We start from the raw sequence: 22,553 nt of genomic DNA, 5'->3' as shown, positions 1-22,553 counted from the left end.
AATCAGGATTATCAAAAAGACGATTTCTCTTCATGAGAAGTCGTCTTTTTGCGGTCGCGGAGCTGATTTCATTTCAATCATATTAAAATATTTATATAGAGCTAAATATTTTGCGCATATGAAAAAACAAGCTGTAAATCATCGATTAAACTAATGAAAACAAGCTTTTCCTAAAAGAAGAGGAAGGGTGAGAACCAAAAAAGTATAAAATTTGCATTGACAAAAGCCTATAGATGGATTATTTTTTGTACATGGGAATTAAAGTTGCACAAGAGCAAAATAATTGGCAAATGGCAGGACGAGTTTTAGGGGATTATACATTTTATCTGAATGAATTGAGTGAACTCATCATTTATTGGAGTGGAGGAGAAGAAGATGAAGAACAAGGGGACTAGAAGAACCAGGATATTGATAGGGGCTGCCATACTGAGTTTGCTGCTGGTATTATCTGCATGCGCAACGGGGGAAGTTGATCAGGAGGGTGCGGCAGGCGAGCAGCCCGATAAGAAAATTCGTGTAGTCACAACCATTGGACAGATTGCGGAACCGATCTCCGTTATCGGGGGAGACCGCGTGGAGGTACTCAGCTTGATGGGACCAGGCGTTGATCCGCATTTATATAACGCAACTCAAGGTGATATCAAGAAACTGGACAGCGGGGATGTCATATTCTACAGCGGGCTGCATCTGGAAGGAAATATGACGGAAATTTTCGAGCAGATCGGCAAGAATAAACCTGTACTGGCCATTGCTGACGCCATTCCGAAGGATCAGCTGCTGCAGGATGATACACAGGCTACAGACCCCCATGTGTGGTTTGATATCGATTTGTGGAAAACCTCCCTGGATTCTGCCGTAGAGAAGCTGAAGTCTCTGTCACCGGATGATGCGGCGTATTTTGAAGAGAACAAGCAGAAGTATTTTGCGCAATTAGACGAATTACAAGCAGAAGCCAAGGATAAATTGAGTCAGGTTCCTGAAGAGCAGCGGATCATGGTTACCGCGCATGATGCCTTTGGATACTTCGGCCGCATGTATGGGCTGGAGGTGGTGGGCCTGCAGGGTCTTAGTACGGAGGATGAAATCGGCCTCTCGGATATCAATGGAACGATAGATATTTTGCTTCAGCACAAAGTCCCTGCCGTATTCGTTGAGAGCAGTGTCAATCCTGCTTCCATCAATGCCGTCATCGAAGGTGCCGCCAAGAATGGCCTTAATCTAAAGCTTGGTGGCGAGTTGTTCTCCGATGCAATGGGTGAAGCAGGAACAACGGAAGGAACTTATATCGGAATGTACCGCCATAACGTCGAAACGATTTACCATGCACTAACAGGAAGTGGTGAATAAAATGTCTGTACTCCAAGTTCAAGGCCTCAATGCATCCTACAGAAAAAATAAAGTGCTTCACGATGTGTCCTTTGAAGTGGAGCAAGGTTCTCTAACCAGTATCGTCGGACCGAATGGTGCCGGTAAATCGACACTGTTAAAGGTCATGCTGGAGCTTCACCCGAAGCTATCTGGCGATGTTTCCTTCTTCGGTTCGAGCTTAAGCAAGACCAAAACCCGCGTTGGCTACGTGCCGCAGCGCGGGTCCGTGGATTGGGATTTTCCAACAGACGCACTGGATGTTGTCATGATGGGTTTATACGGCCGCGTGGGATGGCTGAAACGTCCCAACAAGAGCCATAAAGAGAAAGCAATGGCGTCCCTTGAGCAGATGGGCATGGCCGATTTTGCCGGCCGACAGATCAGCCAGCTCTCCGGTGGACAGCAGCAGCGGGTGTTTCTCGCCCGGGCGCTTGTACAGGATGCCGATCTATACTTCATGGATGAGCCGCTTGCAGGTGTTGATGCAGCAACCGAGAGAGCCATCATGACCACGCTGAAGGATCTCAAAACGGCAGGTAAAACTGTTATGGTTGTCCATCACGATCTGCAAACGGTTGAGGATTATTTTGACCATGTTCTGCTCCTGAACCGTACGGTCATCGCGCACGGCAAGACGGAAGAAGCATTCACGAAGGAGCATGTATACCGCGCATATGGCGGTACGCTTCGCTGGATGAAGGAGGCGTAACCTGTGCTGAACTCACTACTATCACCGAACACGCAATGGGTGCTGTTAAGCACATTGATATTAGGCATGGCAGCAGGTATGATCGGCTGTCTGGCTTATTGGAAGCGTCAAAGTCTCATGAGTGATGCGTTGTCGCATGCGGCTCTGCCTGGTGTCGTGATCGCTTTTGCATTGACGGGGAGCAAGAACCTGCTGGTCATGATTCTCGGAGCAGCCGTGAGCGCATTGATCGGGGCATGGATGATCCAGTGGATTCGTTCCTCCAGCCGCATTAAGGAAGATACGGCAATGGGCATGATTTTATCCGTATTTTTCGGTTTAGGCATTATGCTGCTCACGATTGTTAACCGTACGGCTGGCGGGAATCAAAGTGGCCTTGATAACTTTATTTTTGGTCAGGCAGCGTCCATGGTGCGCAAGGATGTCTTTACGATGCTAATTCTGGCTGTATTGGTTATCCTGGTTGTGTCGATCGGTTTTAAGGAATGGAAACTGTTCCTGTTCGATCCCGATTTTGCCCGTGGTTTGGGGCTGAACAGCCGACTGATGAACAGTCTTTACATGGGGGTGCTGGTTCTCGTGATTGTCATCGGCATCCAGGCCGTTGGCGTCATTCTCATGGCAGCGATGCTGATCATCCCTGCAGTCAGTGCAAGATACTGGACACAATCGTTTAGAACGATGGTCATCCTGTCTGCTGTATTTGGCGGCGGCTCCGGATTTATCGGCACGTTGATCAGCACACTCGGAAAAGGATGGCCAACAGGGCCATTCATCGTAGTCGCTTCCTCTGTGTTATTTACCATTTCACTCGTATTTGGTGCAGAGAAGGGACTCCTTATCCAGGCGATGCAGCTGCGCTCCCAGAAAAAGGAGCATATCGAATCCAGCAATCAAGCCGTTATAAAACCACAGCTGTCGGAGAGGGGGAGCCATCAATGACGTATACAGGATGGATATTATTGACCGCCTCACTTGTCGGTTTGTCTTGCGGGATCGTTGGGGTGTTCCTCATTCTGCGCAGAATGGCGATGATGGCAGATGCGATCAGCCATACGGTGCTGCTTGGAATCGTAACAGCTTTCCTCATCACAAGGGAACTAAGTGGTCCTCATATGTTAATCGGTGCAATTGTGGCGGGATTGCTTACCGCAGTGCTCGTTCAATGGTTTAATTCCCGGGGCGTCCAGCAGGATGCATCTATCGGTGTTGTATTTACTACCCTGTTTGCGATTGGTGTGATCCTGATTGCAACCCAAGTAGGCAATGCCCATCTGGATACCAAGCATGCCCTCATGGGGGAAATTACATTTGTGCCATGGGATTTGATGCATGTTCCGTTGTTAGGTGAGGTCCCGAAAGCAACCTTTATGCTGGGTGCCGTATTACTTGTCGTTGTTATTGTGATTTTGACGTTCTACAAGGAATGGAAAATCACATCCTTTGACCCGGCTCTGGCTGCCAGCATCGGAATTCCCGTGGTGTTGATGCATTATGTATTCATGTCGCTGGTATCGATCACAACCGTTGCCGCGTTTGATGCCGTGGGGGCAATCATGGTGGTGGCCATGCTGATAACACCTGCAGCGGCTGCTTATCTGTGGACGGATAAACTCTCGATTATGCTGGTGTTAAGCGGAGCGTTCGGCGTGATCTCCGCATTCACGGGTTACTATATCGCGGTATGGCTGGACACCTCGATCTCAGGATCGATGGCTTTTGCAACAGGAATCGTATTTCTCATCAGCTTCCTGTTCTCTCCGAAACATGGCGTGCTTTCCCGTTATCTTCATAAATTCAATACGCACGGCAGCCAGGAGAAACTGGATGGTATATCCTGACATTACGTGTTGCAAGAAGCTTGGGCGAATAGCATGCCCAGGCTTCTTTTTTTATAACGTAACCTTCAAAGCCATGTGGTATAATTAGTAAAATTTCTGTAGCGGCATGAAATGATAGCCGTTTTCAAGGAGTGCGTCCATATGCAGATGGAGTCGAAAAGACTATTGATCCGGGATTTTCAGGAAGAGGATTGGGCAAGCATCCACGCATATGCTTCAGATCCGTTGGTGACTGAATACACGATGTGGGGACCGAACACGGAAGAGGATACATCGAATTATTTGAAAGAGATTTTTCAGATGATGAAGCAGAACCCCAGGGACAGCTATGAGTTAGCGATCGTACTGAAGGAAAACGGCCGATTAATCGGCGGTGTGGGTCTTCATCGTTCCAAGACGAATGCGGAGCTTGGATACTGCTTGAATTCTCATTACTGGCGTCAGGGATATGCTACGGAAGCTGCAAGAGCCATGTCCGAGTTCGGCTTCAAAGAGCTGGGCGTGAACCGGATATTTGCTACGTGCCGGCCCGGCAATGTCGGGTCAGCAGGTGTGATGCGCAGCATTGGAATGAAGCAGGAAGGGCATCTGCGGCAGCACTTATGGTTTAAAGGCGGATACCACGATTCTTATCTGTTCTCCCTCCTGAGAGAAGAATTCGAAGCTCGAAATACATAGGGTTGAAAAGGGGATTCTACCGTCATGGGAAAAACGAAATTGTTGATTCGTCATCATGGGATATCGATTTACGAGGAAGCGTCAGGTAAAATCTATTATACCAAGGAACATCATCAATCCGTTGTTGTTCTGGCTAAGCAAGGTGAGGAGTTTTTGCTGATCCGCCAATATCGCGCTGCCGTGGATGAAGATGTTATTCAGCTCCCTGGAGGTGGCGTTGATGAAGGGGAGGATCTGGAATCTGCAGCCCGCCGGGAGCTGCTGGAGGAAACAGGCTGCACTTGCGGCAAGCTTGTTTATCTGGGCTGGCTGTACCCGGCATCCTGGAGATGCAATGAGATTGCGCATGTCTATTATACGGATGACGGAATCAGACAAGCTGAACAACAGCTCGAAGGATATGAGAACATTGACGTGGTCCGGCTGAGCGTGCAGGAATGCTTGCGGCGGATTCAGGCGAACGAGCTTCAGGATTCCGAGCTGGTCTATGCAGTGCTGCAGAGCTTGCTTAAGGGATTTATTCAACTAAGCGTTAACGAAGTGAACAGGCATATCGTGGATCAAAGTGTCTAGTCGATAGTTGATCCAGCTTGATCATCATTTCATCTAAAGAGCCGTTACCATGCAGAATATCATCTGCAAGGGGCGGCTTTTTTTCATGCAAATATGGACCAATTCATCATTTATGTCCAAGGAGCAAACTTGGAGGCTCGAAGACGAATATAATCTATTATGAGCAAAAAGGAGTGTGCGATTCATGGGAAGGCATCTGCTGATCTATGATGTGGACTGGTGGATATTAGGGAAACATGCAAAGGTCATGCAGCGTCATCATCCTGATCTATACCTGATGTCCATTCAGGATCTGGATCGGTATTTGGAGCAGCACAACAGCGAAGAGCTTAATCAGGCTTATGACCGAACATGTGCGATGTGTCTGGGCATCGCTGCCTATTGTATATTCAAGCATATTCGTATTGATGCCTCTGCCGCAGTCTCCTATTATTACTTCAGTCAGAATTACGAGACATATCGCGAATGGACGAATAATGAGCTCATCCCCGATCCGGAATTCCTCAGGTTAGTCATACCCCGAGTTGGAGTCATAGGCGCGATGAATGAGCGGCTGAGCCGCGCTTTGCAAGTGACTGCTCCGCAGGCAGACGTGCAGTATATCGGGCATTTTGTGGATCACCGATTATTTCGACCGTTAGATACGCCCCGCGAGGGCCGTGCTCACTTGGTGGTTGGCTGGGCCGGGGATCCTGCCAAACGTTCCAAAAATTATAATACATTATATAAACACATCCGAGAGCACTTCCGGAATGATGAACGGATCAGGTTCGTGGAAACAGCCGGAGCGTATGCATATGAAGAGATGCCGAGATTCTATCAACAGCTGGATCTGCTGCTGATCACAGCAGCCAATGAGGGGAGCGGAGCACCCGCGCTGGAGGCCTATGCATGTGGAGTGCCTGTTCTAGGCACTCATGTGGGCAACATAAAGGCCGCGGCTCATCCGGATGCGTATGGGTTGATACTGGATAGCGACAACCCGGAAGATTTTATTGCTTCGATCCATCAGTGGATCGGACAGAAGCACGAGCTGGCTGGTATGGGGCAGAAGTGCAGACGTCACATTGAATCATTTTGGACCATGGATCAAGTGATCCCGCTCTGGTTATCCGTATTATTCAATTTAAAGAAATAGGAAGCGCCTAGGAGTAAGGAGGGAAGGATGTGTTTGACCGCGTATCGGTACTGATTCCGTATCAATCGGATGGTAACGGACCCAGAGATTGTGCATTGGAATGGGTGTTAGGCTACTATGCGAAGTCCATGCCGGAAATCGAGTTATGCATAGGCGAAATATCCGGGACCGAGGAGCCCTTCAGCAGATCCAAAGCCATCAATCGAGCCTACACTCAGGCTACCAAAGAAATTATTGTCATTGCAGACAGTGATATCGCTTATGACCCGTATCTATTGAAGGAATCCATCGCGCTCGTGAACAGCAGACAGTGGGTAATCCCCTTCAGCCGAATTCTGCGTTTATCCGAGGATATTACCGGGCTTGTGCTGCAGCAAGCAAGCGAATGGCCCTTGTCTATAAAGATTGACATGCCAGCAGAACAGGCATCTTCTTTTGTAGGAGGGTTTAATGTGCTTGGCCGCGAGGCATATGAAACGGTAAGAGGTTATGATGAACGGTTTATCGGCTGGGGCGGGGAGGATGAAGCATTTGCGTACGCGCTGGATACGCTGATTGGCCAACATGTTCGACTGGACGGAGAAATGGTTCACTTGTGGCACCCATTCGTTGGGCCTTCCGGGAATCCCAACTACGATTCAAATTACGCGTTATACCAGCGGTATCAAAAGGCACGCGGCCACATGTCCGCCATGCTGAACTTGATTCACGAACAAACTTGTTAATAAGGAGGTACCCTAGCGATGAGACTGTCAGTCATTGTTCCGGTATTAAATGAAATCACTTTTATCCCCTTATATATAGAAAGTGTAAGCCGATACGCCGATGAGATCATCATCGCCGATGGTGGCAGTACTGACGGAACGTTAGAACAAATAGACAGTCTGCAGAATCGGTATCCGATCCGGTTGCTGCATGTTCAACAAAAGGGCTTGCCCTATACCGAGGATTGGAACGAGTCCGTGGTCCGCAATGTTCTGATTGAACAGGCTCAGGGAGACTGGATCATGAATCTGGACATCGACGAGCTCATGGATGACCGTTTTGTCGAGGTTTTGCCAGAGCTCATGAATCGTACAGATGTGGACGTCTATCAGTTTCCCTTCGTCAACTTCTGGGGAGATCCTTGGACGATTCGGGTCAACAGTCCCGGGGATGAACGCTGGTCCAACGACATCACCAGAATGTGGCGGGCTCATCAGGGCATACGTTATCGCGACGAGAAGCATCATTGTACGCTGGAAGCTGCGGAAGGGCGGAGTATATGGAGCATTCCCCGCGGGCGCTGTGATGTGAACGTGTATCACTATCACTATGCACTGGGCAACAAAATCAAATTTAATGACAATCGGAGAGGCGACGTAAATGTGCAGCTGAATGACGGACAGCCGGATTGGAATTACAGACCCGAGGAATATGAAATCGTCACCAAGCCTTATCAAGGCCAGCATCCGGAAGTGATCATCAACCATTTGAGTCGGCAGGGGATTTGAGGATCTGAACAGCGTGTTTCGGATAAAAGAATACAACAATAGAAGAATAGAAGAAAGAAGGCCCCTCCTAGAGCTGAGCGGAACTCAGTCAGAGCGGAGGCGCCTTTTTTTTAGAGTATCTTTATTTTGTTACATGATCCACAGAGCAGCGCAGATCGTTTACGACTTGAGATACTGCGATCCGCTCCAGTATCCGGAGATTCGGTAATCGAGTCTGCAAGGATGTAAGCTGCTGCTCATGATAGCTTAGGGGATCGGCCCAGTACTGTTCGGAGTGAATCTGCGCATGAACAACTGGGGATCCGCAGTAGATGACCTGATCGAATAACACCTCAGAGAACAGATCAATCCGGTTCGTAAAATAAAGCTGTGGCCCGATCTTCCGAGTGCCCACCATAAGATTGCCATGGTATAAGTGGGTATACACAATCACCAACAGATCTTCATCTTCGGTTAATCCCTTCACGATCTGCTGCCATCGCCTTGAGTTGGTCTCCCATAGAGTGAGTCCGAGCACCAGCACAACGTGCTTACCGGTTTGCCGGATCCTGGACGCTATTTCCGAAGGTTGATCCACCATATGAAAAATGCTATGCGGTCCTTTTGGCAATCTCCACGACTTGTTCCATTTCTGCTCGTAATATGCTTTGTTCTTGTTCCATAGCGAGTTGTACACGCTATTCTTCAGCTTCTTGATCGTAGCGCTGCCGTGATGGTATACAAAAGCGTCCTCGACAATCGCCAGGCGGTACCCGGCATTTCTTACGCGCTCGCAATAATCATCATCCTCAAACATCCCCAGACCAAATGCGGGATCCAGAGTTCCTACACGTTCCCAGACACTCCGTTTAATAGCCACGCAGAAGAATCCTAGGAGATCCGTATAACGGGTTCTTCTCCGGTACCGCTCGTAGAACTCGCTAAGCCAACGCGGACTGGCGCCTTGTACAGCATCCCCTATGAAATGATCGAGCGCTTGATCATTTCCCACATGATTGGACATCGGTCCTGTCATGGCAAGCGAGGCATCCTCTTGAAAAGGTCTGAGCAGACGGGAGATCCAGCTCCCATCCGGAACGATGGTATCGTTATTGAGCAATATGATGAATTCTCCCGTAGATGCTTCACACCCCAGCGTATTTCCGGCGGCGAAGCCAAGATTCGTAGGCGAGGTTATAACCTTGATGAGCGGATTGCTCAGGCTTCTAAGATAGGAGGAGGTTTGGTCCCTTGAGGCATTATCTACAATAATAACCTCCAGGTTAGGGTAATGACCCGGCTGCATCAGCCGGTGGAGGCATTGCTGCGTGTAGGAGCAGTTATTATGAACCACCAGGATGACACTGACCTTGGGATACAGCTTCTGCACAATATGGGTATTCAGTGCTTCATAACGATGCTCCCAATTGTTATGCTCCGCAAATTGCTGCCGCTGCTTCATAACGCCAGCTTCGGTTTCAATCAGTGCAGCTTCAATTGCCTCCTCATACTCGGCAGCCGTATTGGCAATCGAGATCATGTCGCCCGCAACGGTCTTCACTTCAGGTAGCTCCGTAGAGACAACCGCCTTGCCGGCCGCCAAATATTCGTACAGCTTGACGGGATTGGTAGCTTGCGTCAGTTCATTTTTTATGAACGGGATTAACGCGACCTGAAATCGATGCAGATAAGCCGGGAGTTCATGATACGGCTTCTCTCCGAGCAGCAATACGTTGCTTAGACCCTCAATGCCTGAGGTGTCGCAGCCAAAGGTGTGTCCGATGAGGACAAACGTCCAATCCGACCGATGTCGAGCCAGCGATTCGATCAGCTGAATATCAAACCAGTCGGAGATGGCGCCATAATAACCAATGATCGGCTGATCGATCCCTTCAAGCTCGAACAGAGGTTCATTATCATTAGGCGGTTTGGAGAAATGAACAGTATCTGCTGCATTGCGAATAAGTACTGTGGACGGATTATAGGGAGCGGCCCAATCGTACAGATGCTGTGAGGTGGTTACAACAAGCTCGGCTTCACGCAGTAGCTGTTCTTCTTGATGGAGCATGGTCTGGTCGTTGGTTGAAAAACCGGCATGGTGATCCATGCAATCGTAAACGATATGATGCTGATCCATTGCCGTCACGAGTGGAGTCCAGAACGGAAGATCCACGATGGAGACCAATTGAAACAGTCCGAATTTATCCCGGACATACTCAACTGACCATTTCAGGTACTGGATATCCCACAGATCCATTTCGTCCTGGTACAAATTTAACGGTTGATTGGCACATAAGGTGACAAGCCAAACATTCCGATCAATATTTTTAACCGTTACCTGGCGACTGATTTCTTCCCTTGATGCTTCCTCTTTACCTAAACCAACCATCTCCGTCGTTACATAAAAAACCCGATGTCCTTGCTGCGCAAACTGCTCCGATAACTGCTGGGGACGCTGCCATCGAAACTGCCAGTCAATTACGGGAAAACGCATGATATCGTATAGAGGCGCGGATATAGGTTCGGTCTTCTCGGCCGTCTGCAAGTCGGCTTCCCCAGACTTTTCAGGCTCAGGTTCAGTATGCAACAAAGACCGCGAATACGTCATTGGCAGCGAGACAACGGGGGACACCCTGGAAGCCGACCGCTTCTTTCGGTTGAACTTCAGACTGCTGTGGCGGGCTTTCCACTGACGTGAGGCCGATCGATTGGAAGAAGACTTGCGGCGGCGGTGTTGCTTGATTTTATTCAAGATTAGCCTCCTCTCTGGTGCAAAGGTCTATTTAACAAAATATGTATCATCTAAATCATCTGTATGGGTAGATCACCATTTGGAACGGAAATACCCAAAATGTTCGGGGTCTCCTTATGGCTTGATTGAACCCTAATGTCCCTCGGAGTAGGCCATTTTCTTATCTTTGGCATTCCAGGTTGCCATTGTCCTGACCGTAACATACGGTACCAATGAGTATATACAGGGGGGATGCACTAGTGAGGAGATATTGGAGCCGGGGGCAGCAAGGGGAGTGTAAGGAGATCACGGGGCGAAGAAAGAAGAAACAGGGGCGACCTTCACATTCGATATGGTGTAAACTCCGGATGCTTCATCGTAAGCTCATACGGAATTTGGCACAGATCCGGTTGCAGCTTAGCCGGTTAACTGCCCGGGTTCAAGCATTACAGGAGCAGGTGAACGAACGGCAAGGAGGTCCAAGCAGCAGTGTCACCGCTTTGTTAACTGGAAAATTGAATACTCGGCTGACGGTTGAAACGACGGCGGGCTCCGTATTCGGAACGCTGATCGCGATCGGTGAGGATTTCGTTCAGATCGCAGAGCCGAATGGCAGTATTGCCATCATACCGATGCGCAGCTTCTTATCTATTTCTTGATCACAGTCCGAGGAGGGGAACACAATGGATTTTTCGGAAATTCTGGCGACTTTCATAGGCAGGACGGTAGAGATCATCCAAACCAATCAATTTCTGCAGGGACAGTTACGATCCGCAACGGATGGATTCATTACAGTGGAGGTTGTAAGCTCAAATTATATCCCTACATCACAAGTGGTCACAGTACTTAATGAGAGCATTTCATTTGTTCGCATTTTGCCTCTTTGAGTGATCGGCTTATTCCAATTCATTGAACACATCTTTTGTAGAGTTTCTCCATGCTGAATAGTGCAGAGGATGGCGATGAGTGGTGCTGGAGCTTCGGAGTCTGCGGTGGTATATCGACTCTGGTACATGGTACAGCTTGTGATGAAGGGATAGTCTGGACAGCAGATCGATATCTTCATAGAGTCTTCCTTCAAAAAGCATGTCTTCGTTCCAGCCTTTTACCTGTTTAAGCGAAGAAACATTAAACATGCGCGGAGCTATAGCATATGCATCGTTTCGCAGACTATCGCAAGACAGGGAAGAGGGGGCCGTGTGTACTCTTTGATACACCAGCTGTTTGTTTGCACGCTCAAGCCATTCTACATGATTGCCGTAAATAACGTCAGCATGCTGCACCCTATGGGCTTCTCGCAGAAGGACTTCAAGCGCATTTGGTGCCAGCCAATCATCGGCATCCAGCTCTAGCAGCCAGCGGGCATGGGATAGATGCAATATTCGGTTTAATGCATGCGCTTTACCCCGATTCTTTTGCTGTCTTACTATTGTAATGCGGGAATCTTCGGGCAGATGCTGCAGGCAGGCTTCTGTCTCTTCAGACGTTGAACCATCATCGAGGATTACAAGCTCCCAATCCTTACAGCTCTGTACCAACACGGATCGGACAGCCCAAGTCAGATACTCGCTGTCATTATAAGTACACAGAGCAATTGTGACAAGCGGGGGGCTAACCGCCTCCGCCCGCTGTGAATGGGTATGGGCAGCTGCAAGAAGAAGCGGCGACACCGCCAACCATTCTTCTGCTTCCTTCATCCAGGCAGGGGCCCTGCGATGATGACACAATATGGCTTGGCAATCAATTTCAGACCATTCATATTGGCCGGATAATTGGAGCTGTTTATCAATTAACACATATTTCTGAAACGGAAGCTGATCCTTTGTTGCAAAACCCTTTTGATGGCCGTTCATTACAGCCTGCGTGCGCCATATCAGGGGTCCTCTGGGAATGTGGGGAGGTGAAGCGGCCCTGGAAGACGAAACTTGTGGCTGACCTAATGTATGGACGGGATTCAGAATAAAACCTGCTAGTTGGTCAGAGGTGGTTCGCAGCCATCGGTCCAGCTCGATCTTTGTATGAGGCTGTACATCATCACCAGCGTAGAGCGTCATAAACCAGGGAAACATCTCCACGGACAAGGCTTCATTCATGACCCATGCAGCGCGTTCTTCACTTGGAATCACAATCGGACGAGCGTCCGGAAAAACGCGTTGAACCGAGGATAGGGTGCTCTCGCTTAATTGAGAATGCGTTCCCGGTAGAATAAATACCAACATCCGCTCACGTTCCTTTCCCTCGTCTTGTCCTTAAGGCTGCATATGTACATAGGTGCAATGGATATGATGCAGGTTCCTTGTTATCGTATGCCCCTACATGAGGGGCGGATACAAATCGCATCTCACATTCTCTTGGGTTGCGACCATCTGGTAAATGGGGAATAATAGAGCTTAGTGTCCGGATTTATAGATGGAGGGGGGGTACGAATCTAATGAAGTCAAATGAGCGTCAGATCATATTGCACGCCCAGGAGTTTGCACGTTCGATTCTTGAACGGGATTCGAGCGGTCACGATTGGTGGCATATCCAGCGCGTCACCCGCATCGCCCGTATCCTGGCGAATCTTGAAGGTGCCAATGTATACATATGTGAGCTGTCGGCGCTGCTTCATGACGTGGCGGACGAGAAGTTAAATGAATCCAAGGAAGCGGGTTACGAGCGGGTTCAGAATTGGCTGATGCAAGCCGGTGTTGAGACCACTGACCGGGAATTAGTGCTTGAAATCATAAACACGATGTCATTTTCAGGCGGAACGGGAAATACAATGCGGACCCTGGAAGGCCGAATCGTGCAGGACGCCGATCGTCTGGATGCGCTTGGCGTCATCGGCATTGCCCGTACTTTTGCTTATTCCGGCTGGAAGGGGCAGAAGATGTATGATCCTTTCATTCCTCTTCGAGAGAAGATGACGCAAGAGGAATACCGGTCGGGTGAAAGCACGGCCATCAACCATTTCTACGAGAAACTACTGAAGCTGAAGGATCGAATGAACACGGAATCAGCGAGACTTCTTGCAGATAACAAGCATCAGAGTCTCGAACTTTTCCTGCAAGCGTTCGACAAGGAATGGGCGATCGGGAATAACGCATACCTGTCTGAATCTCCCATTCACCGCGGCAATGTAACCAGAGTTCATATTTCGTTTGATGACTCTACCGCCGGCTCGTTAAAATTAATGCTGCAATCGAACCCCGGGGAGATTGTAGTTACACTGGGAGATAACCTCATGGTCGGACCGCTTCCGAACGACCGTGATTTCTCCCATTCGTTCTCCGGCAGAAATGAATGGATTCAGGAGCGATACAGCACTGCATATGCAGACGACAGGAAGCAGAGCATGCTGCAAGCGGCGTTTAGTTGGCACATATGGCCGCAGCAGTTGATGGAGGTGCCTTGTCTTATATGGGCTGGAGATTCCGCTTCTGAACAATTAGGTCTGCGCAGGCTGTTGTCCTTGATGCCAGACCATCCCGATGCCATGGTGATCAATGCAACAAGCATTCTTCATGAACAAGATCCAAATACCTGGTATAAGGGAACATATGAGATGACTCCGAAGAAACTCCAAACCGTACTGAACGTATCCGAGCTTGTGAGGCTATCGCCAGAAGAGCAGGCTGGTTACCGCGAGGAGTGGAGTCGGCTGTTGAACGAAGACGGGACACTTCGGGTGCTGAAAGGCAAGGAGCTGCACACGGTATCGGAGTCTTATTATGATGGTGATATATTAGAAGCCGCATATCGGGTTGAAGCCAGACACGGGTTCTTCAAGAAATCAGCCCGTATCATTGGCGATGTGATCGGCAATGGCGAACTGACCGTTCCGGACTTATTCGTTGAGTACAGGGTTCGCCACCTGATTCGGGAAGGAGCTTTAGTTCATACCGGTGATCTGAGTACAATGCGTAACTACAGCGTGTCTCTTGTGGATCCTTCGATACCTGAGGAGCAATGGAGCCATGAACAGCGATTGGCCAAGGTCGTGAAGGTGAGGTCGCTGCTCCGTGAGATGATGGAGATCAATCTTTCGGAGAAAGACGTGATGGAGCAATTGAGCCAGTTGGATGCTGCCGCTCTCGGCAAACCTCCTTCTCCTCAGCCGGAAGTGGATGAAGGTGGTATCCAAGCTCTATTAGATGAACTGTTGATTACCTACCAACAACATAAAGAACAACGGATATCCATCATGGAATCGCTGGGCAAGATGTTAAGTCACATGCATCAGGATACTCATAAAGAGTAGGCCAGTTCGTACAACCTGGGTGCGGTGTCAATAGAATAGACAGAGAATGACGGAAAGTGGTGGCGACATGTTATTTACGAATCAGCAGCTACGAACCATTAGAGAGCATGCGCTAAGTATGGACAAGGAAAGACAAGTAACTCAGGAAGTATTAGATATCCTATATGATCATCGTCTTTTTCACTTGTTTGTGCCTGATGAGCTTGAAGGTCGAATGACTCCGCTTCCCGAGGCAACACGAATTTTTCAGGAGAGCGCCAGAATCGATGGGAATTTGGGGTGGCTGGTTACGATTGGGGCAGGCGGTGGGTTCTTTGCAGCCATGATGAATCCGGAAGTCAGCCGCCGCGTATTCGCATACCGGGAAGCTGTGATTGCCGGCAGTGGGATGCCGTCCGGGACTGCAACAAGGGTAGAAGGCGGGTATGTTGTGAACGGCAGCTGGAGATATTGCAGCGGTTCTACTTATGCGACCACCTATACAGCCAATGCTGTCATTGAGCCAGCGCGCAACCGTAATGATGCCGTATCCTCTTCAGCACCTGGCGAATCCGAGATTCGTTCCTTCATCCTGAATCCGGAGCAGATTGACATTCTGGCAGATTGGAACGCCTTCGGTCTGCGAGCAACTGGAAGCCATACGATATCGACGGTGGATGCATTCGTACCGGATGACATGACATTCTTGCTCACGGAGACCAAGGGATATGAGCAAGAAACCATCTATCGCTATCCCTTCCTTCCTTTTGCACAAGTTTCTTTTGCAGGTGTTGCGGCCGGGATCGCAGAGCATTTTCTGGAGGCGGCAGAGGCACTTGCGGTCCAGCGGGGAAGCTCATCTTACATCATCGGCAAGCTGGAGGAATGTAAGGCAGCGCTGGAGCAAGCCATGTCCGTCTTTTATGTGACGGTAGAGAAATCATGGGAGGAACTGCTTCGCGTCGGCGGATTGTCAGCTGAGACAGAGGCCGAGGTAACGGCGAAGAGCATAGCAGCGGCAAATACGGCTTTATCCTGTGGTCAGCAGTTGTTTCCACTGCTGGGACTGTCCGCAGCTATGGAGGATGCGGAAGTGAACCGCTGCTGGAGGGACCTTCAAACCGCATGCTCGCATGCGCTGCTAAGAAACTTCTCATGAACAAAAAACCATGAACTGCGTGGTAAGCAGTTCATGGTTTTTTAGTATTACTATCCCGAAGTCTTATATATCTTGGGGTTAAACGAGGAAATAACGCTGTGACAGGGGCAGATTGGCAGATGGTGCGCTTGTCAGCTTCTCGCCATTCACGGTAACTGCGTAAGTCACAGGGTCTACCATAATTTCCGGCGTCTCACCATTGTGGATAAGATCCGCTTTTCTCACGGTCCGGCAGTTCTGAACAGGCAGGAGCTGCTTTCGCAATCCTAATGGATCCAGCGTCCCCATTTCTAGGGAGGATTGCGAGACAAAGGTCGCGCTAAGTGCAGCCTGCGCTCCACCGTAACTGCCAAACATCGGCCGATACATATAGGGCTGCGGTGTGGCGATCGAAGCGTTCGGATCTCCCATGACCGCATGGACAATCATGCCGCTTTTCAGCACCATCTCCGGTTTGGCGCCGAAAAAGGCGGGCTTCCAGAGCACGAGGTCGGCCATTTTCCCCACTTCAATGGAGCCGACATAATTCGAGATGCCATGGGTGATGGCAGGGTTAATGGTGTATTTGGCAATGTAGCGCTTAATCCGGAAATTGTCAGCATTTGTATCCGGACCTAACGGACCGCGCTGTTGTTTCATTTTGTCCGCCGTTTGCCATGTGCGGATGGCGACTTCACCCACACGGCCCATGGCTTGAGAGTCGGAGCTGGTCATGCTGATGGCTCCAATGTCATGCAGGATGTCTTCCGCACCAATCGTCTCTGCCCGGATTCGGGAAGCGGCAAAGGCAACATCCTCCGGGATGCGCGGATCCAAATGATGACATATCATCAGCATATCCAGATGTTCATCCAGCGTATTGACGGTATATGGCATCGTTGGGCTGGTAGAGGAGGGGAGAACGTTCGGCATGGAAGCCACCCGAAGCAGGTCAGGTGCATGGCCGCCTCCGGCGCCTTCGGTATGATAGGTATGAATTGCCCGGCCGTTAAAGGCGCGCAGGCTGTCTTCAACAAAACCGGCTTCGTTCAGTGTATCGGTATGAATATTAACCTGTACATCCAGCTCTTCAGCGACATTCAGGCATTTATCGATGACATAAGGCGTGCTGCCCCAGTCTTCATGAATCTTAAGTCCGGCAGCGCCTGCATGCACCTGTTCCGCCAGCGCTTCAGGGCGGCTGCTGTTCCCGCGCCCCAGAAATACCATATTAATCGGCAATGCATCGGTTGCCTGCAGCATGCGCTGCAAATTCCATACCCCTGAAGTACAGTTCGTAGCCAGCGTACCCGTGGCGGGTCCGGTGCCTCCGCCAACAAATGTGGTCACACCACTTTGAAGTGCAATTTCCACTTGCTGCGGACTGATGAAGTGTACATGCGAATCCACGCCGCCAGCCGTTACAATCAAATTTTCGCCTGAGATGACTTCGGTACCAACTCCGATAATCATGCCGTCGGTAACGCCATCCATCATCAGGGGGTTCCCCGCTTTACCAATGCCGCTAATGAATCCGTCCTTAATCCCGATATCGGCTTTGACGATGCCCCAGGTGTCGATGATGATGGCATTCGTAATGACCAGATCCAGTACGCCTTCCGCACGGGTCGCCAGTGGATGCTGACCCATGCCGTCACGAATGACTTTACCGCCTCCAAAAACACATTCATCCCCGTAAACGGTAAAGTCCTTTTCAATCTCAAGCCAGAGGGAGGTATCGGCGAGTCTTACGCGATCTCCTGTCGTAGGCCCATACATACTGGCGTAGGTAGCGCGATCAATCTTTGTCATAAGCTCACCATCCCATTCGTTTTTCCGTTTATCAAACCAGCAAAGCCATGAATTTCTTGACTGCCTCCAATCTGCACAAGGACAACCTCTGAAGTTTCCCCGGGTTCAAACCTTGTGGATAAACCAGAGGCAATATCGAGCCTGTATCCTTGCGTGCCGTTCCGATCGAATTGCAGGGCCGGGTTGCATTCGTAAAAATGGAAGTGTGAGCCTACCTGGATCGGGCGATCACCGGTATTCGTTACTTCACGCTTAATGCGGGGCCGATCAGGAACCAGCTCGATGGGCTCATCACGAAGATCATATTCCCCGGCAATCATACCCGCTGAAGCGAGAGTGCCTTGGATCGGATCATGAACACTGACCAACTTGGTGCCATCCACGAAAGTAGCTTCCACCTGGACTTCTGTAAGCAAATGGGCAACTCCATCCATGACTTGATCCGCAGACAGGACATGGCGCGCCTCTTCCATTAGCTCCGCTACAGACTTGCCGTCACGAGCACCTTCAACAACGTAACCTGAAATAAGTGCGGCCGCTTCAGGATAGTTTAATTTCAACCCGCGGGCCAAACGTTTCTGCGCTAATTCAGACGCTAGAAAAAGCAATAATTTGTCTCTCTCTTGGTAAGTAAGATGCATCCAAGTCACTCCCTTTGCAATAGTTTGCGTCAGAATACATAACGTATAATTGTGAATGCAGACTGACACGCTGCGTAATGGTGTTTATTTTGGATAAATGTAGCACTTCATAGAAAGTTAGTCAATATTTATGTTAGATAAATTAACATATAATTAACAGAAGATGTTCTAGTCCTCTTAAAATAGTTCTAACGAATATCCAACGAATGCCATATCACGCATAGGAACATCTTTAGCGGGAACCTTAGGCTCAGACAGGGTTGATATTGAGGACTAGCAGGAGGGGTTACATGCTGAACAGCATTTTTTTGACAGGGATATTATGGCTCGGGATAAGTCCCGGTGATCATCAGAGCATGGAAGAATCCTCGATTAATGACTACCAGCAGGCCATTCTTGAATCCGGCGCCCAGCTCGTCGAAGAGGCCGTGAGGACTTGTGAGGTACATTTCGGGAAGAAGATCCTTTTGCCTCCACAGCTGCCATCCGTATCTTTCACGCATCAGTATGGTCGCTGCTATGACACACAGGGAGGATTGGACGAGCATTTGGAGATTCATTATCAACATCAACACAAGCCTGAGAATGAGTATACGATCGAGCTGTATCCAAGAAAGAACCGACAACAACTGAATTATCTGTCGTTTGATGAAACGGAGCTTGCGGATCATAACGTGGCCAAGTTCTACAAGGGACCCATCAACTCAATCCAGCTATTGGCATTCGAAAAAGGCGACTGGCAGTATCTGTTGACGGCAGCCAATCAAGCCTCGTCGGCAATCAGTCAACAGGAGTTGACAGAAATCGCGCAGTCTCTAATTCATGTCGTTGATAGCAAAGACCCGGCTTATGCGAAGTGGGGGAATCTCGCAGTAAATCAAACGAAGGACCATTATCATATGGACGTAATTGATTATCTCTATATGGGGAGAACCACGAAATCCAGCGAATTGGCGGAGGAGAAATTCAAGCTTTGGTTGAAGAAGGGAACCCGTGAATTCGGCGTTTATGCGATCGTTGTGTTCAATCCGACCACGGATCAATTCATAACGATACGATACGAGGAATTCTAAAAGGAATAACGGTTTGGAAGCAGGGATAACACCATTTTCAGGAAAAAAATTACACATGCTTTTCTGAAAGTCGTGTTTTCCTGCTGTTCAGACGTCTGCTTATGGTGTACCATATTTGGTGATACTTGCCTCCGTTATTTCTACATTTTGCGCCAGTATATAGCGATTTAGGAGTGATTCGCTTTGCCGTTTATTGTCCTTAAGCTCCTATTTGTTCCTTTGATATCGGTCTTTATTATCGTGTCGTCGGTTTATCTGGATTACCAATCATCCATCCCTTTGATGCTGTTATTGGCAGCACTATTGTACTTATCCGTCGTGTTCGATCGAAAGTATGAATGGCTCCGCAATGTTCAATTTCTCTTCCTCGGGGCCTTTCATTATGTTAGCCAATTGAATTGGTGCATTCTCTTGTATTACATATTTATTATTAATCTCATTCATAAGAAAGAGAATTTTAGAGACTCGATGTCGCTGTGCTTTCTCATGATTCTTCAATATTCCGTCATTCGTCTGACCTATTTGCCATTAACGAAGTATCATATATTGGTCTCTGTGTTTGATACCTTGGCGTCTTTTGTCATCGTGATCTCTTTTCATTTCGTGAACTTTCTCGATTCGGAGAAGAAGAAGTTATATAAGCAAAATGATTATCTGACGTATCACGATCCTTTAACGGGTTTGCTCAATTATGATGGATATTTGCATAAAGTTCAGCATTTAATTAAATTGAACAAGCCTTTTCAATTGGTGCTGCTGGATATCAACAACTTCAAATCATTGAATGCCAAAGATATATCGACCGCCAATGAGATTCTTATCAGTTTCTCGCGCGCACTGCGCAAGCTGTTCCTGAACGATATGCTTGCTGCTTCCCGGTACGCAGGAGATCGCTTTGCTATACTGCTCCCGGAGCATGTAAACATCGAGAGCAGCATGTTTAACTTTGAGCATATCGGTGTTCAGGTGACATACAGCATTACGTGTTATCCCCATGAAGCGTTAACCTATCAGGAGATGCTCAGCACCGCGGAGGACCGGATATTTCAGATGCGGCGCAATTCCTGGATGAGAAGCCAGGAGGAGATCCTTCGAACGGAAAAGATGAAGATGGTGGGAGAGCTGGCTGCCGGGATGGCTCATGAAATCCGGAATCCCCTCACTTCGATTAAAGGCTTCATACAACTTTCCAAAAATCAAAGCTATAACATACAGCCCTGGTATGAGGTGATTATGGGCGAAATCACGAGGGTAGGGGAATTGACAGCGGAGTTTCTGCATTTTTCCAAGCCGCATGCCAGCAACATGAAAGTTGAGTCGCTTACGGATTGTATGACCCGTGTCTATTCCCTATGTGAATCCGAAGCTGCTTCCCATGGACATCTATTTACGCTCGATTTAAGCGATGATCCGATCCATATCGTCATGGACCGCGACAAGATCATTCAGGTGCTGATTAATTTGATCCGGAATTCATTTCAGGCGATGGAGCATACCGGCACGGTTCGTATCTCGCTAGAGGCAGTAGAAGCGCTTGCGGTGGTAAGGGTCGAGGACACAGGTAAAGGGATTGCTGATGAAAATCTGGCGAAGATTTTTGATCCGTTCTATACAACCAAAGAAGAGGGCACGGGTCTCGGACTGTCCCTGTGTCAGAAAATTGTAGAGGATCATGGCGGGAGAATTACCGTACAAAGTGAGCTTGGTAAGGGTACGACATTTACCTTGCGGATTCCGTTGGCCTAGAAAAAATGGATAGCAATATCGTGGAATATATCCTATGATAGGATAGTTATTTAGCAGTCGGATGTTTTAGAGAAGAGATTAATCATGATATGCATCGTTGTGTTGCAGGAAAGGAAGTAACCGTTCGTATGTCGATTTCCACCAATGAAGCCAGCTCTACGATGGTACTAACGCGCAGAAAGAGGCTTCAGTTTGCTCTGATTCTCGGATCACTTTCAGCATTTGGGCCATTATCTGTTGATATGTATTTACCGGCGCTTCCCAAGCTGTCAGAAAGTTTGGGTTCACCTGCCTCATTAGCTCAGCTCAGCCTGACGACATTCTTGCTCGGACTTGCACTCGGACAATTGGTAGCCGGACCGTTAAGTGACATAAGGGGGAGGAAAGGGCCGCTGATCGTCTCACTGATTATTTATTCGGTGACCTCCTTGCTCTGTGCATTTGCGCCTAGCATATGGGTCCTGGTTGCACTTCGTTTCATACAGGGAGCAAGCGGAGCGGCGGGCATTGTTATCTCCAGAGCAGTCGTCCGGGATTTATACACCGGTTCCGAGCTGACCAAATTCTTCACTTTGCTGATGTTAATCAATGGTTTGGCACCGATTATTGCGCCTGTGTTCGGAGCATTTATCCTTAACTTTGTTTCATGGCGCGGGGTTTTTGTTGTATTGTTCCTGATCGGTGTGTTGATGCTGCTTGCTGTCCTCTTCGGTCTTCCCGAGACGCTGAACCGGGAGAAAAGAGCAACCGGTGGCATTAAGCAGACATTTCGCACATTCGGTACACTGATCCAGGACCGTGTATTCGTTGGCTATGCGCTATCTCAAGCGTTTGTATCCGCCGCAATGTTTGCTTATATCTCGGGATCTCCGTTCGTTCTGCAGGATATATTCGGTGTTTCCCCTCAGATGTACAGTCTGTTTTTTGCCGTGAATGGAATTGGTATTGTTTTGTTCTCGCAGATAACAGGCAGATTGGCTTCTCGCACCGGTGAAACGAAACTGTTAATGACAGGACTTGTGATTGCCGCATTTGGAGGGACCTCGTTATTCGTCATCACATGGCTTGGCGGAGGATTATTATTCATTGCACCGATGCTGTTCCTGATTGTATCGGCCGTCGGTATGGTAAGTGCTACGACAACATCGCTCGCGATGCAGAAGCAGGAAGCCCGTACAGCGGGAAGCGCCTCGGCACTGCTTGGTTTGCTGCCCTTGTTGTTAGGTGCAGCGGCCAGTCCCCTGGTGGGACTGGGTGACGGCACAACGGCGGCACCGATGGGAACGGTAATCGGCATTGCAGAATTGCTGGCGATCAGTTCGTTTTTATTCCTGGTCATGCCGCTCACCCGCCGCAAAGACACTCACGTTGCACTATAAGTACCTTGTGTAGAAACCCGACCTTTCATGGT

At 48.9% G+C, this 22,553-nt stretch carries 21 protein-coding genes; 17 read left to right on the top strand and 4 right to left on the bottom strand.

Annotated elements, in window-relative coordinates; all coding sequences use genetic code 11:
• Positions 1-251: 251 nt before the first annotated feature.
• The 10 genes from B9D94_RS30995 to B9D94_RS14645 all read left to right on the top strand — a co-directional run bounded on the left by B9D94_RS30995 (position 252) and on the right by B9D94_RS14645 (position 7,800).
• Positions 252-395, top strand: coding sequence for a hypothetical protein (locus B9D94_RS30995; protein ID WP_156515066.1), 144 nt, complete (start codon positions 252-254; stop codon positions 393-395).
• Positions 376-1,347, top strand: a complete 972-nt coding sequence (locus B9D94_RS14685) for a metal ABC transporter solute-binding protein, Zn/Mn family (RefSeq protein WP_040680720.1) — start codon at positions 376-378, stop codon at positions 1,345-1,347. The genes B9D94_RS30995 and B9D94_RS14685 overlap by 20 nt, the downstream gene beginning before the upstream one ends.
• A 1-nt stretch (position 1,348) precedes the next feature.
• Positions 1,349-2,077: a metal ABC transporter ATP-binding protein gene (locus B9D94_RS14680; RefSeq protein WP_063479511.1), complete on the top strand. Its 729-nt coding sequence runs from the start codon at positions 1,349-1,351 to the stop codon at positions 2,075-2,077.
• Between the two features lie 3 nt (positions 2,078-2,080).
• Positions 2,081-3,019 carry a metal ABC transporter permease gene (locus B9D94_RS14675; protein WP_006210737.1) on the top strand — a complete coding sequence of 313 codons (939 nt, stop codon included), beginning with the start codon at positions 2,081-2,083 and terminating at the stop codon, positions 3,017-3,019.
• Positions 3,016-3,918 carry a metal ABC transporter permease gene (locus B9D94_RS14670; RefSeq protein ID WP_063479512.1) on the top strand — a complete coding sequence of 301 codons (903 nt, stop codon included), beginning with the start codon at positions 3,016-3,018 and terminating at the stop codon, positions 3,916-3,918. Before B9D94_RS14675 ends, B9D94_RS14670 begins: the two co-directional genes overlap by 4 nt.
• A gap of 141 nt (positions 3,919-4,059) precedes the next feature.
• Positions 4,060-4,596 carry a GNAT family N-acetyltransferase gene (locus B9D94_RS14665; protein WP_148247351.1) on the top strand — a complete coding sequence of 179 codons (537 nt, stop codon included), beginning with the start codon at positions 4,060-4,062 and terminating at the stop codon, positions 4,594-4,596.
• 24 nt (positions 4,597-4,620) lie between these two features.
• Positions 4,621-5,169, top strand: a complete 549-nt coding sequence (locus B9D94_RS14660; protein ID WP_063479514.1) for an NUDIX hydrolase — start codon at positions 4,621-4,623, stop codon at positions 5,167-5,169.
• A gap of 184 nt (positions 5,170-5,353) precedes the next feature.
• Entirely contained in the window at positions 5,354-6,307 is a 954-nt protein-coding gene (locus tag B9D94_RS14655) for a glycosyltransferase family 4 protein (protein WP_148247350.1), read from the top strand.
• 29 nt (positions 6,308-6,336) lie between these two features.
• On the top strand, positions 6,337-7,032 hold the full coding sequence (locus tag B9D94_RS14650; protein ID WP_006210732.1) for a galactosyltransferase-related protein: 696 nt from the start codon (positions 6,337-6,339) through the stop codon (positions 7,030-7,032).
• A gap of 18 nt (positions 7,033-7,050) precedes the next feature.
• The gene (locus B9D94_RS14645; protein WP_036639260.1) at positions 7,051-7,800 is read left to right on the top strand and encodes a glycosyltransferase family 2 protein; all 750 of its coding nucleotides are present in this window, start codon (positions 7,051-7,053) and stop codon (positions 7,798-7,800) included.
• Between the two features lie 121 nt (positions 7,801-7,921).
• On the opposite strand, the gene B9D94_RS14640 is transcribed toward B9D94_RS14645, so the two are convergent.
• On the bottom strand, positions 7,922-10,531 hold the full coding sequence (locus B9D94_RS14640; RefSeq protein ID WP_253806163.1) for a glycosyltransferase: 2,610 nt from the start codon (positions 10,529-10,531) through the stop codon (positions 7,922-7,924).
• 239 nt (positions 10,532-10,770) lie between these two features.
• On the opposite strand from B9D94_RS14640, the gene B9D94_RS14635 reads away from it, so the two are divergent.
• Both B9D94_RS14635 and B9D94_RS14630 read left to right on the top strand, forming a co-directional pair.
• Complete coding sequence (locus B9D94_RS14635) at positions 10,771-11,169, top strand: hypothetical protein (protein ID WP_040680719.1); 399 nt, start codon at positions 10,771-10,773, stop codon at positions 11,167-11,169.
• Between the two features lie 24 nt (positions 11,170-11,193).
• The gene (locus B9D94_RS14630) at positions 11,194-11,397 is read left to right on the top strand and encodes a hypothetical protein (RefSeq protein ID WP_006210728.1); all 204 of its coding nucleotides are present in this window, start codon (positions 11,194-11,196) and stop codon (positions 11,395-11,397) included.
• A gap of 9 nt (positions 11,398-11,406) precedes the next feature.
• Here the strand turns inward: B9D94_RS14630 and B9D94_RS14625 are convergent, their stop codons facing one another.
• Positions 11,407-12,729, bottom strand: a complete 1,323-nt coding sequence (locus B9D94_RS14625) for a glycosyltransferase family 2 protein (protein WP_148247349.1) — start codon at positions 12,727-12,729, stop codon at positions 11,407-11,409.
• A 212-nt stretch (positions 12,730-12,941) separates the two neighbouring features.
• Between B9D94_RS14625 and B9D94_RS14620 the strand changes: the two genes are divergently transcribed.
• The gene (locus B9D94_RS14620; RefSeq protein WP_148247348.1) at positions 12,942-14,753 is read left to right on the top strand and encodes a DUF3658 domain-containing protein; all 1,812 of its coding nucleotides are present in this window, start codon (positions 12,942-12,944) and stop codon (positions 14,751-14,753) included.
• 67 nt (positions 14,754-14,820) lie between these two features.
• Positions 14,821-15,891: an acyl-CoA dehydrogenase family protein gene (locus tag B9D94_RS14615; protein ID WP_148247347.1), complete on the top strand. Its 1,071-nt coding sequence runs from the start codon at positions 14,821-14,823 to the stop codon at positions 15,889-15,891.
• Positions 15,892-15,969: 78 nt separating this feature from the next.
• On the opposite strand, the gene ureC is transcribed toward B9D94_RS14615, so the two are convergent.
• Together ureC and ureA are read right to left on the bottom strand one after the other, a co-directional pair.
• Complete coding sequence (gene ureC, locus B9D94_RS14610; protein ID WP_006210724.1) at positions 15,970-17,682, bottom strand: urease subunit alpha; 1,713 nt, start codon at positions 17,680-17,682, stop codon at positions 15,970-15,972.
• The gene (gene ureA, locus B9D94_RS14605; protein WP_148247346.1) at positions 17,679-18,323 is read right to left on the bottom strand and encodes an urease subunit gamma; all 645 of its coding nucleotides are present in this window, start codon (positions 18,321-18,323) and stop codon (positions 17,679-17,681) included. The genes ureC and ureA overlap by 4 nt, the downstream gene beginning before the upstream one ends.
• Positions 18,324-18,613: 290 nt before the next feature.
• On the opposite strand from ureA, the gene B9D94_RS14600 reads away from it, so the two are divergent.
• From B9D94_RS14600 to B9D94_RS14590, 3 genes are all read left to right on the top strand, one after another.
• Complete coding sequence (locus B9D94_RS14600; RefSeq protein WP_148247345.1) at positions 18,614-19,396, top strand: DUF3889 domain-containing protein; 783 nt, start codon at positions 18,614-18,616, stop codon at positions 19,394-19,396.
• Positions 19,397-19,579: 183 nt separating this feature from the next.
• A complete protein-coding gene (locus tag B9D94_RS14595; protein WP_076151971.1) occupies positions 19,580-21,142 on the top strand; it encodes an ATP-binding protein in 1,563 nt (520 codons plus the stop codon).
• A gap of 128 nt (positions 21,143-21,270) precedes the next feature.
• Positions 21,271-22,521, top strand: coding sequence for a multidrug effflux MFS transporter (locus B9D94_RS14590; RefSeq protein ID WP_148248794.1), 1,251 nt, complete (start codon positions 21,271-21,273; stop codon positions 22,519-22,521).
• Positions 22,522-22,553: the final 32 nt, after the last annotated feature.

It is taken from the genome of Paenibacillus sp. Cedars (assembly GCF_003184205.1).
GTDB lineage: Bacteria > Bacillota > Bacilli > Paenibacillales > Paenibacillaceae > Paenibacillus_AQ > Paenibacillus_AQ glucanolyticus.
Note: the sequence above shows the minus strand (reverse complement) of the source record. Positions and strands in the feature narration are given on the sequence as shown.